Below are 16508 nucleotides of genomic sequence, written 5' to 3'. Positions count from 1 at the left end.
AATAAAAAGGAGGATAAAAGAGGATAAAGATGCAATTGATTTTATTTTTGCGACAAAACACAGGTGACAAAACTGTGAACAAAAAGGCGTTTCTTTTCTATTAGAAGACAGTATTGTACTCAATAATAGACATCTGCTGGATCGGATTACGAGGTGCGACTGTCACGCCGTGTTGCACGTTTTGCTTTAAGCAGTTCAAGCGTGTCTCGCCAGCGATCGACAAGCTCAGACGGATCCTTGCTTTGCCATTGGTCAAGCGCATAGTCGGCAAGCGTGTAGTCGCCCGCTTTAATCGCACTAATGGCCAGCCACTGCCAAAGCATCTTATCGTCTTTCAACCCATAAGACAGTGCCACTTGCGCCGTATCAATGACCTCTTTCCAATGGCCTAATTGATAAGCCAGCATTACCTGCAACTTCAACGTCTGTTTATCCGGCTGGGTTAAATTCACTTCACTAATTCGATTCAAAGCCGCTACATGCTGGTTATTTTTGATTAGACATTGCACCATAAATAACTGCTCATCACGCGTTGCTACACGGTCAAGCTGCTGTAGCCCCTGCTGCCAGTACAATAACGCCTGCTCAGCTTCGTTGGAATCCAGTCGAGAAACAGCAATCGCTCGGTATAGCGCAATATCCGCCCTGGCCCTTGCTAAATATTGCCGAGCAGTGCGATGCGTCCCCGCTTTAACATGCGCACGCGCGGCTTGCTCGAGCCACTTGGGCGCCACATCAGCCGCATTCACGAACTGATCAAACGTTGCCGCCGCCGCACCATAACGCGACAACGCCATTTCACTCAGCGCCTTTGTTTGCAATACAAAGGCATCAAGTGCGTCGAGTTCTTGAAGCTGGTTGGCATAATCAATCGCCACATCAAATCGCGACAAAGAATAAGCAGCCTGCATCGCAAGACGGCCTGAAGAGGGGGATAAATGATGGTGCTCACTGAGTTGGCGCGCATAATTTAACACCTCATCATATTGCTTGACCCGATAAGCCAAACGGATCACGGCAGCAAGCGCATCCGCTTCGCTGGCTTCTGACAGTGAATTCAATGCTAACGCGTTTTGATAGGCACGATAAGCTTCGGCACGCTGATTAAGATAGAGATAGCTGATGCCCTGTAAGCGCCAGAGTTCGGCGCGCTGCGGTGACACAAGCTTTTGATCGCCTTGCTGCGCCAGTAACGCCGCTGACAACTTCAGGGCTTGCTGATAATTTCCACGCTCAATAGAGGCACTTACGTCCGCTATTTCTGCCGCCTGCGCCGTCGCGAATGACAGTAAAAACAGCAGCATGACTGCAAGTCGACGACTAACAGAAACAAGCATTCGAGACTCAAAGGGAAACAAACATAAGCGTCGCAACATGAAAATCCATTTTTAGAGGACAACACCTCGACTATAACCTATCTTTTTTATTCACTACAGCGAACAAACGTTTGCTGTCTTTATTTGTTAACATGCGCTCACAACAAACCCGACGAAACGCCACACAATAACGCCGTTATCTTGCTGTTTTGTGGCACATATTTACCGCCCTTATTGGTAATTAAATTACAAAATAGCGACTTTAGTCGGATTGTGAACGCGATAATGGGTCTAGAATCTCGGTAAACACCGGCGTAGCACGTAAAAAAATTACACGGTAATGATCTAAGTCAACATTCGGGAATCACCCTGTTGTTAGCATGCTGATAACGAAACAGAACACGGCCACAAGGCCAGCGTTAAAAATAAACCAAGACTGGCTAAGTCGCTGTTTCGAAAGCTTTTGCTTTCTGTAGACGAGGAAATTATGGCAACACATGCTCAAGACCGCAGTGTGAGTCACGATGAAAAGAGCGAATATCAAAAGAAGCACAAGCCGGCTTCTTCATTTGCCTCCCGGGCTGACTACCTGAATCACGAACTACAAATTATGCGTCCGCGCCGTTGGGGCTTGAACCTGCCTGGCCGTGACTTCCGTTTTGAAATTGAGGATCTTGTTCCCGCGCTGGCCGGTACCATCGGCATTATCGCTATGTATTCTGCAGTGATGATGTCATGGGCTGAGGGGCTAACCGCCGCGTGGGATCATGTGACTTTAGGTAAAGCGTTTGCTGTTGAGGTCGCGCGGGTTGAAATGCTTATCCCCGCACTCCTTTTTTGTGTCCTTTTATGCGGATTTATCAATCCACGCGCTAACCTGGCCGGTAACCATGGGCCAATGATCCCGCTTGTCGGGACCATCGCGCTCGCCGGCGCACATCCTCTCGCCTTGGGGATCCTAATCGGTGCCTTTGGCTTGATACTCAGTTATGTCAAAGGCGGGTCTAAATTAGTGAACCTAACCAGCCAAGGGGTAGCGGGTGGCTTGCTGATTTTCTTGGGCTTTGGCGGGGCAAAAGGTCAAATTGAGAGCCTGCTAGCCTGGGGTGCTGCCATTGATATGGGCTATATATCCATTGTCATTCTGGCCGTATCCATTGTGATTTATGCCTTTTTAGCTCGCATTGGTAAACGCTGGTTAGCGATTCCTGTCTGTGCCGTTACCGGTGGATTGATTGCTACCGCATTAGGTGCCGGCTCATCACTAGAGTTTGTGACACAACCGGGTGTGCCAAACCTAAACCCGGTTTACTGGTGGGGATCAACCGAGCAAGGTTGGCAAATGGGCTTACCAACCCTATCGCACTTTCTTGCGTCACTACCATTTGCTCTGCTCGCGGTAGCGATGTGGTCGCCAGACTTTCTTGGTCACCGTATTTTCCAGGAACTTAATTACCCGAAAAAGGCCGAAAAGGTATTGATGGACGTGGATGACACCATGACAGGGTGTTCTATCCGCCAAATCGTTGGGGCATCAGTCGGTGGGGGTAATATCACATCCTCATGGGGCACTTATATGATTCCTGCAGCGATTGCTCGTCGCCCGATTCCTGGCGGGGCTATTGTCCTCGGTCTGTTATGTATTGCGGTTGCCTTGATTGGTTATCCAATGGATGTAGCAACCTGGCCACCGGTGATGACCATTGCACTATTATCAGGTGTGTTCCTGCCGCTTCTTGAAGCAGGGATGCAAATGGTTAAAGACGCGAAGTCTAGCCAATCAGCCGGTATTTGTATTTTCGCCTCCATGGCTGTTAACCCAGTCTTTGGTTGGGCAGTCACTATGCTCTTGGACAACAACGGTCTTATCGGTGATAAAGAGCGTCCTGGTACGCTATCGACCATCGATCGTCTGGTGATTCCAACCGCCACAGTGATCATTTGTGTGGCTGCTATGTTGGCAGTCGGAATGATTCCCGGCATTCCACCTTTATTGTAATAACACGGCCCCGCTTTCGGGCGGGGCATCCGGATAAATCGATGGGTCACAGCGTCAGCCATACTGACACAACACTATGACTGGCCTTGGTCCCAACACATGTCTTTTTGAAAAGAGAACAGGTAGGTGCAACATGTCTGAGCACAATTCCAATGCATGGGAAGGATTTGTTGAAGGTAACTGGAGCAAAGCCGTTGACGTTCGCGACTTCATCCAAAAAAACTATACCCCTTATGAGGGTGACGAATCATTCCTAGTTTCTGAGCCAACTGACGCGACTCGCCAACTGTGGGCGCGCGTGATGGAAGGCATCAAGCAAGAAAACGCGACGCATGCCCCGGTTGATTTTGATACGTCTGTGGTTTCTACCCTGACCTCTCATGATGCCGGCTACATTGAGAAAGATCTGGAGCAGATTGTTGGTCTACAGACCGACGCACCGCTAAAACGCGCTATGCTGCCTAATGGCGGTATTCGTATGGTTCAAAGTTCGTGTGACGCATACGGCCGCGAACTGGATCCACAAGTAAAGAAAACCTTCACCGAACATCGTAAGACTCACAACCAAGGGGTTTTCGATATTTACACCCCTGACATCCTCAAGTGTCGTAAGTCAGGCATTTTGACAGGTCTACCTGATGCTTATGGCCGTGGCCGTATCATCGGTGACTACCGTCGCGTTGCTTTATACGGCATCGACTTCCTGATGGCGGACAAAAAAGCGCAATTCGATTCTCTACAAGAGAAATTTGAAAGCGGCGAAGATCTGCAAATGACCATGCAACTGCGTGAAGAAATTGCAGAGCAACACCGCGCGTTGGGCCAATTGAAAAAAATGGCAGCTTCTTACGGCTGTGATATTTCTCGCCCAGCAGAAAACGCAAAAGAAGCGATTCAGTGGACCTATTTCGGTTACCTGGGTGCGGTTAAAACACAAAACGGCGCGGCAATGTCGCTCGGTCGTACGTCTACCTTCCTTGATATCTACCTACAGCGTGATGTTGAAGCCGGTAAACTCACAGAAGAACAAGCGCAAGAGCTGATTGACCACTTCGTCATGAAACTGCGTATGGTACGCTTCCTGCGTACGCCTGAGTATGATGATCTCTTCTCTGGCGACCCAATTTGGGCCACCGAATCTGTTGCCGGTATGGGCCTAGACGGACGTACTCTGGTTTCTCGTACCAGCTTCCGTTTCCTTAACAGCCTGTACACCATGGGCCCAAGCCCAGAGCCAAACATCACAGTGCTTTGGTCTGAGCAACTGCCTGAAGGCTTCAAAAAGTTCTGTGCCAAAGTGTCTATCGATACCTCGTCTATCCAGTACGAGAACGACGATCTGATGCGCACTGACTTTGAATCTGACGACTACGCGATCGCTTGTTGCGTATCACCGATGATCGTTGGTAAGCAAATGCAGTTCTTTGGCGCCCGTGCCAACTTGGCTAAAACGCTCCTTTATACCATCAACGGTGGTATTGACGAGAAGCTGAAAATCCAAGTTGCACCAGAGCATCCAGCGATGACTGACGAAGTGCTAGACTATGACAAAGTCATGGACCGCATGGATCACCTGATGGATTGGTTAGCGAAACAGTACGTGACTGCGCTGAACAGCATCCACTTCATGCATGACAAGTACAGCTATGAAGCGGCATTGATGGCTTTCCACGATCGTGATGTTTATCGCACCATGGCCTGTGGTATTGCGGGTCTATCGGTTGCTGCTGACTCATTGGCCGCAATCAAGTACGCAAAAGTGAAGCCAGTTCGTGACGAAGACGGTATTGCTATCGACTTTGATATCGAAGGTGAATACCCAGCGTTTGGTAACAACGATGAGCGTGTTGATGCGATTGCCTGTGACCTGGTTGAACGCTTCATGAACAAAATCCGCTCACTGAGAACTTACCGTGATGCGGTTCCGACTCAGTCTATCCTAACGATCACCTCAAACGTGGTATACGGTAAGAAAACCGGTAATACGCCAGATGGTCGTAAAGCGGGTATGCCATTTGGTCCAGGTGCGAACCCAATGCACGGCCGTGATGAGAAAGGTGCGGTTGCGTCACTGACCTCTGTCGGTAAACTGCCATTTGCTCACGCTAAAGACGGTATTTCTTATACCTTCTCTATTGTGCCAAATGCTTTGGGTAAAGACGAAAACACCCAACGCGCGAACTTGGCGGGCTTAATGGATGGTTACTTCCACCATGAAAGCGGTCAAGAAGGCGGCCAGCACCTGAACGTGAACGTGATGAACCGTGAAATGCTACTAGACGCGATGGAAAACCCTGAGAACTATCCTCAGCTGACTATCCGTGTTTCTGGTTACGCGGTACGTTTTAACTCGCTGACTAAAGAGCAGCAACAAGACGTCATTACACGTACCTTCACGTCTTCACTGTAAGATGTAGCGATAAAGCGTACGCGATACGCTAATAAAAAAACCGCCGGCAAATGCTGGCGGTTTTTATTTGGGTTACACTTCAAAATGATCCAGTTGTCTATCCAACTCTCGTGCAGAATCTGCCAACAGCTGGCTTTGCTCTGCCAGGTGAGAAGCCGCCCCACTGACTTCGTTCGCTGAGTTATGAATGTTGCTGACGTTTTGGTTCATTTCTTCAGACACCGTCCCCTGCTCTTCGGCCGCCGCCGCAATCTGTACCACGCGATCGTTAGAGCCATGTAGCGCACTCACCATATCTTTAAGCTGCTGCTGAGTTTCAAGCGCGGTTTCTACACTCGCTTCACTGGACGTATGGCTTGATTTCATCGCCTCTGCCGCTTCAATCGCGTTATTGGTCAGCGCTTCTATCGTGCCTTGGATTTGCGTGGTTGATTTTTGCGTACCTTGCGCCAGCGAGCGTACTTCATCGGCCACCACCGCAAAGCCACGACCTTGCTCACCGGCACGTGCCGCCTCAATCGCCGCGTTTAGGGCCAATAGATTGGTCTGCTCAGAGATCCCTTGAATAACCGTCGCGACATCACTGATCTCCATCACGCCTTGCTTGACCTGATTGACCAATTTATCTGCCCCAGCGATACGTTCGGCAACTTCACGGATACTGGCTACCGTGCTATCCAATTTATGATTGCTATCTTCCGCCATCGAGGAAATATCATTCGTGGCTTGCGCAGTTTGTTCTGCGTGATCCGCGACATCAGCGACAGTTGCTGTCATTTCGTTCATCGCCGTTGCCAGTTGCTCGAGTTGCGCGCGCTGAGATTGAATACTTTGTGCACTCTGCTCACTCGCTGATGCAATCGACGACGCCATGGTAGAAGACTGCTTCGCCTCATCATGGGCAACACGCATGGCTTCACGAACACTCCCCATGGCTGTATCCATACGCCGCGCCAATTTACCGATTTCATCATGACGGGTATAGCCGCACTCAATGCGTAAGTCCCCACCCGCAATCCGATCAAACTTTTCGACCAATTCATCTAACGGCACAACGATGTCGCGACTGACAAACGCACCACAAACTAACAGGATCACCCCCGCGATAAGCGTTAATCCGCCAATTTGCCACGCTGACTGGATAAACTGCGCTTCAATATCGCTCACATGAGTGCCCGAGCCAATAATCCAGTTCCAACCATTTACGCGTTTCACATAAGAGATTTTGGGCTTCATCTCACCTTCCGGTGAGCGCCAAGTATAATCCAACACACCGCCTTGTGACCCTTTGCTCACTGTTACCATTTCTCGCCAATGGTGCTTGCCGTCGCCATCGGTCAAACTGTTCGCACTGGTGCCATTCAACTTGGGCTTTATCGGGTGGTTAACAATCGTGAGATCAGGCTTGAGCACCCAAAAATAGTTATCGCCGTCATAACGAAGCTGGTTCAGTTGCGCGATCGCTTGCGTTTTGGCTTCCTCTTCGCCGATTCTTGATGCCTGCTGGCGGTAATAATTCACCACACTTTGCGCCACTTCTATATTGGCCCTTAGCGAAGCGGTTCGCTCAGCATAAGCTTGATCACGCTCTTTTTGGATAGTGAACATACTGATCGCAACCAGCAATGCAATGGCTATCAACATGAGCGCAACAAGCTTATTTTTCACTCTCAGATCACTGATTTTTTTCATTATATACCCTAGCGTTTGCTGTTGATCCTAGCCTGATACTCGGCTCTATTAAGCTCACATGCAGCCTGAAAGGCCATATATGGGTAACTCTGCATGTCGCACGTTAGTTTGGACAAAAAGGCCAGAAGACACAAAAACAACATGGAGATTATCTGGATTAGCTCTCATTGTGCTGGCATAGAAAACTGGAACTGTGATCAACCCAAAGACAGAGGTGTAACACCACAGCAACGTTCACAAAGAGAGTGCGAAAAAGAGGGGAATTTCCTTACGTTGAGGCCGGTTTTTGTAATAAAATGACAGTATCGCAATTCGCAGTCTGGAGACAGTTATGTCGGCAATTGGTCGCATCCATTCCTTTGAATCTTGTGGGACCGTAGATGGCCCTGGGATACGTTTTATTGTCTTTATGCAAGGCTGCTTGATGCGGTGTAAGTATTGCCATAATCGCGATACTTGGGACACTCACGGCGGGAAAGAAGTCACTGTCGATGAGATCATGAAAGATGTATTGGCCTATCGCCACTTCATCACCGCATCAGGCGGTGGGGTCACCGCATCGGGCGGCGAAGCTATGTTACAGCCAGAGTTTGTCCGAGACTTTTTCCAGGCCGCGCAAGCCAAAGGTATTCATACCTGCTTAGACACCAACGGCTATATCCGTAAGCACACGCCCGTGATTGATGAAGTGCTTGATGCAACCGATTTGGTCATGCTGGATCTAAAACAGCTCAATGATGAGGTTCATGAAGACTTAGTAGGCGTATCGAATCGCCGCACGCTCGATTTTGCCAACTACTTGCACAAAATTGGACAAAAAACCTGGATTCGTTACGTCGTGGTGCCCGGCTATACGGATGACGATGATTCCGCGCACCGCCTAGGTCAGTTTATTAAAGGCATGGACAATATCGAAAAGGTGGAATTACTCCCCTATCACCAGCTTGGTGAACATAAATGGGAAGCGCTGGGTTACGAATATGAGTTAAAAGACGTGGGCACACCATCAAAAGAAATGATGGATAACGTCAAAAACATTATTGCCAGTTATGGTCATAACGTCATGTATTAATCCGACGCACCTCTGCGCACCACCCATCAGCCGGTCACCTTGTGGCCGGCTTTTTTTCGCGTCTTTATACTTTTTTCACGTCGTTATACCTCTGTCTCGCGACTTACATCTCGCGCCGGCGGGCTTTCGTCATCCTAATGGCTTCACGAATAATACAGTCACGCAAAGGGTTATCTGCGCCATCCGCTCGCCAGATAAAAGACAGTGTTCGACGCATATTGAGCTCTGGCACGTTCAGCGCCACCAGCTCCTCGCGTTCAATCCACTTTTCAACATCTAAATAGGGCAAGCAGCTTAGGTAATTGGAGTTAGCCACCAAAGTACGCAACACAGGCACCTGCTCATATTCTCGCCGCACATCAAGATCTTCGATAACGCCATGAATCGCACTATCAAAACTATGTCGTGTCCCGGCACCCGGCTCTCGCAATACCCACTGCGCTTGTTCAAGTTGCGCCAAGCTTACCTGATCACGCTGCGCATAAGGATGGTGCTTGCCCGCCACGACCACAAGGTGGTCATGGCACCATACCTGCTGCTTTAAGCGGCTATCATCGCAACGCCCCTCAATGATCCCCAAGTCGTGCTGATAACGGCGCACACTATCAATGACTTTCTCGGTGTTTTTCACGGTAAAGTCGATTCGCAGCTCGGGGAAATCACTATCAATAATACTGATAAGGTCTGGAATAAGGTGTTCTGCTGCGGTTTGACTGGCAATTAAGGCAATATCGCCACTGATAATGTGCTGTCCATCAAACCCTGCCTCAATCTGTTGCGCATCAAACAAGAGTTGGCGTGCTTTGGGTCGCAACCAGGCTCCCCAGTAGGTGAGCTGCATTTGCTTGCCTTGCCGCTCGAATAATGGCCGCCCTAACAACTTTTCTAGCTGCGACAGGGCCATACTGGTAGCCGACTGCGTCAACGCTAACTGGTCGGCCGCTCGGCTTACACTGCCGGTCGCGGCGATCGCTTCAAACACAGCCAACTGTTTCAATGAGTACCGCATCCAGGCTCCTTACTGTCTGGCTTTAATGGCAATACCCTATCAATTTTTATGATTCTTACCCTAAGTAATATCAATTTTACTCCTGATAGAGAGAAGAATAGGCTGGTTTTATTCACATTACGTCTAAAAAGGAGTACAACCTGTATGTTGATCTGTCTTTCCCCTCGGGCAAATAATGCCGACAGAGGAGACAACGCATGGTAAGTCCTACCCCAATTAAAACGGAGGGCCCCGCTGCATTGCTTGCCAACGCTGAAGCCTATGCAGAGAGTAAAACCCATAAATCGACCCGGATGGCGGTTGGGCTAGCCATGATGGCCGGCTTATTTATCGGACTGGCTTTCGTGTTCTACCTCACGGTAACCACGGGCAGTAACGCCGGCTGGGGAATGACCCGGTTGATGGGCGGGCTTGCCTTTAGCATGGGCTTAATATTGGTGGTGCTTGGCGGTGCAGAGCTATTTACCAGCACAGTGTTGTCTATGCTGGCGCGTGCCAATGGCAAGATCTCCACCCGCGGCCTGCTCTATACCTGGGCAAGAGTGTATTTCGGCAACTTGTGCGGCGCCCTACTGTTGGTGTTTATCGTGATGGTGGCAGGGCTATACCAACTTGACGATGGGCAATGGGGATTAAACGCATTACACGTGGCCCAACACAAGCTACATCACAGTTGGATACAAGCCTTTGCGTTAGGGGTGTTGTGTAACTTGCTGGTTTGTCTGGCAATTTGGATGACCTTCACGTCGCAAAATCCACTGACCAAAGCAGTGATGGTGATTCTTCCCGTGGCCATGTTTGTCAGCACCGGCTTTGAGCACAGTGTCGCCAATATGTTCATGGTGCCACTGGGGATGAGCATTGCTACTTTCGCGCCCGACAGTTTTTGGCAAACAGTAGGGAGTTCACCGGCTGCCTTCAATGACCTTAACCTGATCCAGTTTATCAGTGCCAATTTAATCCCCGTCACGCTCGGCAATATTGTCGGCGGCGCTGGCCTTGTCGGCATGGGGTACTGGCTGATTATTAATCCAGAGAGAGAAAACAAAACAGCGCAAATTTCTTCATTGACGCTACCGTCTGCGAATTATTCTGAGAGACCCACTATGACCCAAGAAACCTTAACCATTGAAAAAAACATGAAGCCTGCCCACTGTGCCTTGCAAAGCCATCAGTTTGTGGCCGATGCATTAGAGCAACTCAACCGCTATCAGTTGCAAGGCGCGCCTGTCGTCGATAAACAAAATGAATTGGTTGGCTTTTTCTCGGTGCAAGATGTCTTTGTTGATTTATGGTGGAACGATTACCAACCCGACATGGACACCAAAGTCGAAGATTTAATGCGCACGGAGGTGCAAACCGTTGAGGCAGACCAATCCGTGATTGAACTGGCGCAGTACATGAGCATTGACAACCAAGTGTTGTATCCGGTCAGTGATGCGGGCATTGCCACGCGCTTTACCACCCAATCCGCACTAGAGCGCGCGAAAACACAAACACTGTCTAGACCGCACGTTTATCCTGTCATGAAAGACAACATCTTGGTTGGCGTCATCAGCCGCTCAGATGTGGTTCGAGCTTTGGCACCGTTATACGGCAACGCCATGGATATTCTCCCTGCCGATGCAAAAGAAGGACTTGTTAGCGCCTAACCAAAACTAAAAACACGCCTCAGAACGGTTCTGAGGCGTGTCGTGTTAGATCCCGCGTGTCGTGTTAGCTCCCCCGACGTTGTCAGGCGGCACTCAAGTTAGGCATTTGCCGACGCCCTCTCAGATAAGCGATCCACATATATACCGCCGTACTAAGCAAGCAACTGGCCAAGTACATCATCAACCCTTGCTCACCAGAAAATGCTTGATGCGCCAATACCGGACCACTGACGGATCCAACACTGTACGCGAGTAGAAGCGCCTCAGTAGCCGCGACAATTTTCCCCGGCGCCAGCGAGGCACACGCATAAGCAATCGCAATGGGATAAATGGCAAACACGGCGCCACCAAGCATCACGAGCCCGACGCCAAGCCACCCGTTGCTGTTAGCAAGTATAATGATGGCTACGGCAAGCAATCCCACCACACAGAAATAGAACATCAACAGGACTCGATTCACTCTGGTCGAGATGGCACCTAATAACGGCTGAACGCCCATGCCGCCAACAATGACTAACGCCATCATTGCTCCAATCTGTTGATGATCGTCAACACGTTCAGCAAGATAAAGGGGTAATAGACCATAGATCGCGCCTAAGGTGAGCCCCGACACAATGCAGGCGATATAGGCAGCTTTACGAATGGCTCTTAAGGTGCCTGTGTGCTCAATAGGGCCCATCATCGCTTGCGACGGCTCACCATGGCGCATAAATAAGGGCACGATAATCGCCGCCGTGACCAAACTACCGATCAACCAATACGGCTGAGCACCTGTCACACCGACATAACCGACGCCCAGCTGACCCAAGGCATTACCACCATATAAAGCGGCCATATAAAAGCCTAAACGCTTAGCCCGTTGACGCTCTGAATCGGCGATCAATAACCATGATTCAATCGCGACAAACACCCCTGCGACCGCAATACCGGCCACAAATCGTGACACTAACCATATCCCCTGCGCTTTGATCGTTGCCATCGCGGCAATAGACAGCAGCAGCACACTCATAAACAGCACTAATGCCTGTCGATGCCCCATCCGCGCGACGATACGTGCACTCCACAAAGCACCAAACAATAATCCTGCATAAAAGGCACTCGCCAGCCAAGCGGCCAGTTCAGCCGGCATCCCAAGCGGCATTAACGCCAATGGAATCAAGCTCATCAAATAGCCACTCGCGACCGCAAATGCCGTTAAGCTCACTAATGGCACCCATGGAAACACAGACAGGGCCATGCCGCTGCCATTTTGTGCAGAGGATAGATTATTCATGACAGTTCGTTCAATTCTCAGATAAGTGGCACGGACGGCCGGGGCCGCTAATATGTGCCATTATTTGAGATAAATACAGCGAACGTTTTTATTGGTCTCAATAAGAAAATTTAATGGATAGAATCCATAAATACCCAAGCACTGTGCCATCAACGCTCTGGCGACAAATACTCTCTGTCATAAAAGGTGCGTAACCAATGGGGGCGATACACCGCCATCACCGTCACCGCCATGCCGTTAAGCAGCGCCTCGGGGAACCACATCAATAGTGCAATTTGCAGGTAGTTATGCACAATCTCATGCCAGCTATGACGATCGGCAGCCCAATACCAGAGCGAGGTCACCGATAGCTGAAACACAATGGTCAGCGCCGCACCGATAAACGCCGCAATAAAAATATAGATAAAAAGGTGGCGGGTTAAATACTGGTAGCTCAGTGCGAAAATCGCATAACTGAACACAATAGGCAGTATCGCCGTGGTAAGCGCCGTCATCCCCATATCTGCGACGGGGACAAAACCAAAGAGCCCCATCAGTGCCAGCGGCACGGTGGTAATCCAAATGGCAATGCGCCAACCATGGCATAAAGCTAACGTGGTCACGCCCAGAAAGTGGATATCGAGCCCCTCTTTGATCCCCGCCTGCAACGCCCAAAGCGCAAACAGCACCACCGCCGATGAAAACGCTAAATGCTGATAACCCACTTCCTGACGCAGTTTAGGAAAAAACTCACGTGGATAGGTTCCATATAATACCCCTGCCCAGCCTAACCAACCTATCCATTGCCAACCACTGACATCAGCCCACTCAAACATAACGTCCCCTTCATGAACGATCTTTTACCCAATCCCTTATGCGGGTGAAAAACGTGCTACGGACATAGCTCAGATCAAGATTTCAGCGATAAAGAGCTGCTAATCTCTGTCCATACCCTCATCGTTTGATGAACGACTATTGTAACTTCGAGAGTTAAGAGGCCAACCGCAATGGATATGACCCCTGCACAACGTTTAATTTTATCTAACCAGTACCAGTTAATGTGCCACCTCGATCCCTCTAATGGCGAAAAGTACCGTCGCCTACAAACCATCATTGAGCGCGGCTACGCGTTGCAAATGGCCGAGGTGATCAGCCAGTTTGAAGCACTGTGCGAAACCCAATGCCGCGAAGTGATTGATATCATGGAAATGCACCATGCGATGCAGGCCTCTTATCACCTCCTTGACGATACCAACCAAGCGGCATTATCGCCACGTCGCGTGCAGTTCTGGGGCTTTGACGCAGCAACCGAAGGGGCTTTGGTGCATTATGTACGCTTTTTAGTCGATACTGAGGGGCTCTATCCGCAGTTTGATCAAGGGGAGCACTGCTTTAACAGTCAAATGCCAATGCGTGACAAATACCGTCGTATGCTCGACGTTTGGCGTCAGTGCCCGCGTCAATTTCACTTAAGCCTAACCGAGATCGAAAAGATCCTCGCCGCCTAGTGAAAGGGAAAAGGTAACAATGCAGCCGTCCTTGTGGGCGGCTTTTTGATTTCTCACGGCGCAAACTTGTCGAACGTCACACAAGCCCGTACCCTTAAGCGCATCAAAGACAAGACACAGACTCTGCCATGATTTATCGATGCCCGCTATGCCAACAGCCCCTGCAAGCCAAGCCACGTGGTGCTTATTGCGCTGCCAATCATCAATTTGATCGCGCCAAAGAGGGCTACCTCAACCTATTACCGGTGCAATTTAAACGCTCCAAAGATCCGGGCGACAATAAAGCCATGACTCAAGCCCGCCGCGCATTTTTAAACGCTGGCCATTATGCGCCCATGCGCCAAGCGATGATTGATTCCCTCACCCAGGCACTGAATAGCGAGCACCAGACGATCTTGGATGTGGGCTGTGGTGAAGGGTATTACACCCATGCCATCGCTGATCAGACAGCCGCACAACAGTGGTCTATTTATGGGCTGGATATCGCCAAAATCGCCGTGCGCTATGCCGCGAAATGGTATCCACAATGTCAGTTTTCGGTCGCCTCATCGCAACGCTTGCCGTTTGCCGACAACAGCCTTGACGGTGTGGTGCGTATTTATGCGCCCTGCAATGGCGACGAGCTTGATCGTGTTATCAAGCCCGGTGGCGTTGTTGTCACCGTCACCCCAGGTCCACGTCATCTATTTCAGCTTAAAGCGGGTATCTATGATGAGGTCCGGTTACACGAAACGCCAGCAGAGGCCCTGCCCGGTTTCCAGCTTGAAAGTGAGCGCTCACTGCATTACCCGATGACATTAGCAGGCGAGCAAGCCCTCACCCTGCTGCAGATGACACCGCTTGCCTGGCGCGCCTCCGATGAATGGCGTGAAACGTTAGCCAATGCCAACGGCTTTCACTGTGAAGCCGACTTTACCTTGCGTGTGTATCGTCATCACACAGAGATTGACTCGGCCAAAGGAGAAGCGTGATGCACACTTGCTCACCATGGACAAAAAAGGGCGTGATTGACCGCTTTTTGAAGCCGCGCTTTTTGCAACTGCGTGCCACTCAATGGCTATTGGCGGCCAGCTTAGTACTAAGCCCCGTCAGTGTCGCAGCGGCATCGCAACCGACATCGGCGTCTATCAATACCTTATTTGATTATCAAGTGACCACCGCCCAAGGGCAGTCACTTAGCTTGACTCAAGTGGCTGACAACGTCGAAAAAGCGGATATTGTTCTGATCGGTGAATGGCACAGCCATCCTGGGGTGCACCGTTTTCAAACCGAGTTGCTCAACCAACTTGCCTCACGTCATTCTGTCGCGCTTTCCATGGAGCAATTCAGCCGTGATGCCCAGCCAGTGGTGAATCAATACCTTGCCGGCGACATTGGCGAAGACACGCTTAAGCGTCGAGCCAATGCATGGGACAACTACAATGGCAGCTATCGCCCGTTGATCGAGCTAGCTAAACAGCGTCAATTTGACGTGATTGCCGCTAACGCCCCTAAACGCATGGTTAGCTGTATTGGTCGACAAGGTTTGGCTTACTTAGATAAATTGCCGGACCAGCAGCGTCAGTGGTTTGCCGCGACGATTGATACCCAAGACTCACCTTATAAACGTCAGTTTAAAGCCAACATGCATCATGGCACTCCCACCCAAACCGACGATCAATTTGCCGCGCAACTCGCCTGGGATGCCACCATGGCAGAAAGCATGGTCGATTATCACACCCGTCACCCTGATACCCAAATTGTCCACATCGCGGGCCGCTTTCATATTGCCGAAGGCTTAGGAACGGCCGCACAATTAAAAGCGCGAAATCCCGACCTGACCATTGCACTGATCACCGCGGTGAGTGATCAAGCCAAGCTTGCCGACAACGCCAAGGATCTTCGCTTAAAGGTCATGCCTTTGCCCCAGCGCTGGCAGTCGATGGATGAAATGCGCGAAGCAGTCAGCCAAATGAAAGGGCAAGGCGCGCCGCAGTGTCGTTAAGCCACGCATCCATCACCGACCAATAAAAACGCCGACCCTGAGGTCGGCGTGTGTTGCCTGGGTGAGCGGCGCATTTCGGTTAGGTTAAAACCAACGCTCTAATGCTGCGCGATCCACTTTGAACGCCCGGCTCAATGCTTGCGCTAGCTCTTTGTATCGCGGTTGGCTTTTTATCGGCTGCATCGCGTGCCCCTCACTGGTGATCTTTTGATGCAGTTCGCGATACCACCCCGCCAAAGCCGGCGGCAGCGGCGTATCACGGCGGCGTCCCAGCCACCACAGCCCTTGAAGCGGCAAGCTCAGCGCAAATAGCGCCACAATCACCGCTTGCGGCATGCCTTGTACATTGTTTGCTGCCATTTGAAGCAACACACTGATTGCGGCAATAGCAGGCATGACCTTGATCGCGAACCGCGTTATGGTGATCACACGATTTTCAGGAAAAACCGGCGCTAATTCCTTTTTCATCGGCCATTCTTGCATGTATTTCTGACCGTCTTGCAGGCAGCGCCAGATTGATTTGTTCGTTGTCATACCTACCTCACTTGTTCAGTGTGACCGAAAGGGGCTGTCACTCAACTTTTACAATAAAAACTAAACAAATTGTTTAAAAA

Annotated in this window: 13 protein-coding genes; 7 read left to right on the top strand and 6 right to left on the bottom strand. The window is 50.2% G+C overall.

Features of this window, described 5'->3' with window-relative positions; all coding sequences use genetic code 11:
* Nucleotides 1–146: 146 nt before the first annotated feature.
* Complete coding sequence (locus tag BZG80_RS11780; protein ID WP_131827559.1) at nucleotides 147–1337, bottom strand: tetratricopeptide repeat protein; 1191 nt, start codon at nucleotides 1335–1337, stop codon at nucleotides 147–149.
* A gap of 466 nt (nucleotides 1338–1803) precedes the next feature.
* Between BZG80_RS11780 and BZG80_RS11775 the strand changes: the two genes are divergently transcribed.
* Both BZG80_RS11775 and pflB read left to right on the top strand, forming a co-directional pair.
* On the top strand, nucleotides 1804–3315 hold the full coding sequence (locus BZG80_RS11775; RefSeq protein WP_077460105.1) for a DUF3360 family protein: 1512 nt from the start codon (nucleotides 1804–1806) through the stop codon (nucleotides 3313–3315).
* A 133-nt stretch (nucleotides 3316–3448) separates the two neighbouring features.
* Nucleotides 3449–5725 carry a formate C-acetyltransferase gene (pflB, locus tag BZG80_RS11770; RefSeq protein ID WP_077460104.1) on the top strand — a complete coding sequence of 759 codons (2277 nt, stop codon included), beginning with the start codon at nucleotides 3449–3451 and terminating at the stop codon, nucleotides 5723–5725.
* Between the two features lie 72 nt (nucleotides 5726–5797).
* On the opposite strand, the gene BZG80_RS11765 is transcribed toward pflB, so the two are convergent.
* The gene (locus tag BZG80_RS11765) at nucleotides 5798–7417 is read right to left on the bottom strand and encodes a methyl-accepting chemotaxis protein (RefSeq protein WP_077460103.1); all 1620 of its coding nucleotides are present in this window, start codon (nucleotides 7415–7417) and stop codon (nucleotides 5798–5800) included.
* A 331-nt stretch (nucleotides 7418–7748) separates the two neighbouring features.
* Here BZG80_RS11765 and pflA point away from each other — a divergent pair, with 331 nt between their 5' ends.
* Complete coding sequence (gene pflA / locus BZG80_RS11760) at nucleotides 7749–8489, top strand: pyruvate formate lyase 1-activating protein (RefSeq protein WP_021023997.1); 741 nt, start codon at nucleotides 7749–7751, stop codon at nucleotides 8487–8489.
* 103 nt (nucleotides 8490–8592) lie between these two features.
* Here pflA and BZG80_RS11755 read toward each other — a convergent pair whose 3' ends face one another.
* Entirely contained in the window at nucleotides 8593–9498 is a 906-nt protein-coding gene (locus BZG80_RS11755) for a LysR substrate-binding domain-containing protein (RefSeq protein ID WP_077460102.1), read from the bottom strand.
* A 197-nt stretch (nucleotides 9499–9695) separates the two neighbouring features.
* Here BZG80_RS11755 and focA point away from each other — a divergent pair, with 197 nt between their 5' ends.
* Nucleotides 9696–11150: a formate transporter FocA gene (focA, locus tag BZG80_RS11750; RefSeq protein WP_077679415.1), complete on the top strand. Its 1455-nt coding sequence runs from the start codon at nucleotides 9696–9698 to the stop codon at nucleotides 11148–11150.
* Nucleotides 11151–11232: 82 nt separating this feature from the next.
* Here focA and BZG80_RS11745 read toward each other — a convergent pair whose 3' ends face one another.
* The gene (locus BZG80_RS11745; protein ID WP_241824034.1) at nucleotides 11233–12423 is read right to left on the bottom strand and encodes an MFS transporter; all 1191 of its coding nucleotides are present in this window, start codon (nucleotides 12421–12423) and stop codon (nucleotides 11233–11235) included.
* Nucleotides 12424–12572: 149 nt separating this feature from the next.
* Entirely contained in the window at nucleotides 12573–13238 is a 666-nt protein-coding gene (locus BZG80_RS11740; protein WP_021023993.1) for an energy-coupling factor ABC transporter permease, read from the bottom strand.
* A gap of 171 nt (nucleotides 13239–13409) precedes the next feature.
* On the opposite strand from BZG80_RS11740, the gene BZG80_RS11735 reads away from it, so the two are divergent.
* The 3 genes from BZG80_RS11735 (at nucleotide 13410) to BZG80_RS11725 (ending at nucleotide 15894) form a co-directional block, all read left to right on the top strand.
* Nucleotides 13410–13910: a YfbU family protein gene (locus BZG80_RS11735; protein WP_021023992.1), complete on the top strand. Its 501-nt coding sequence runs from the start codon at nucleotides 13410–13412 to the stop codon at nucleotides 13908–13910.
* 128 nt (nucleotides 13911–14038) lie between these two features.
* Nucleotides 14039–14881 (top strand): 23S rRNA (guanine(745)-N(1))-methyltransferase, encoded by an 843-nt coding sequence (rlmA, locus tag BZG80_RS11730; RefSeq protein WP_077679414.1) that lies wholly within the window; start codon nucleotides 14039–14041, stop codon nucleotides 14879–14881.
* Nucleotides 14881–15894 carry a ChaN family lipoprotein gene (locus tag BZG80_RS11725; protein ID WP_241833904.1) on the top strand — a complete coding sequence of 338 codons (1014 nt, stop codon included), beginning with the start codon at nucleotides 14881–14883 and terminating at the stop codon, nucleotides 15892–15894. Before rlmA ends, BZG80_RS11725 begins: the two co-directional genes overlap by 1 nt.
* An 84-nt stretch (nucleotides 15895–15978) precedes the next feature.
* On the opposite strand, the gene yfbV is transcribed toward BZG80_RS11725, so the two are convergent.
* Nucleotides 15979–16428: a terminus macrodomain insulation protein YfbV gene (gene yfbV, locus BZG80_RS11720; RefSeq protein ID WP_077460099.1), complete on the bottom strand. Its 450-nt coding sequence runs from the start codon at nucleotides 16426–16428 to the stop codon at nucleotides 15979–15981.
* Nucleotides 16429–16508 lie beyond the last annotated feature (80 nt).

Source organism: Salinivibrio sp. MA440 (assembly GCF_001996265.1).
GTDB lineage: Bacteria > Pseudomonadota > Gammaproteobacteria > Enterobacterales > Vibrionaceae > Salinivibrio > Salinivibrio costicola.
Note: the sequence above shows the minus strand (reverse complement) of the source record. Positions and strands in the feature narration are given on the sequence as shown.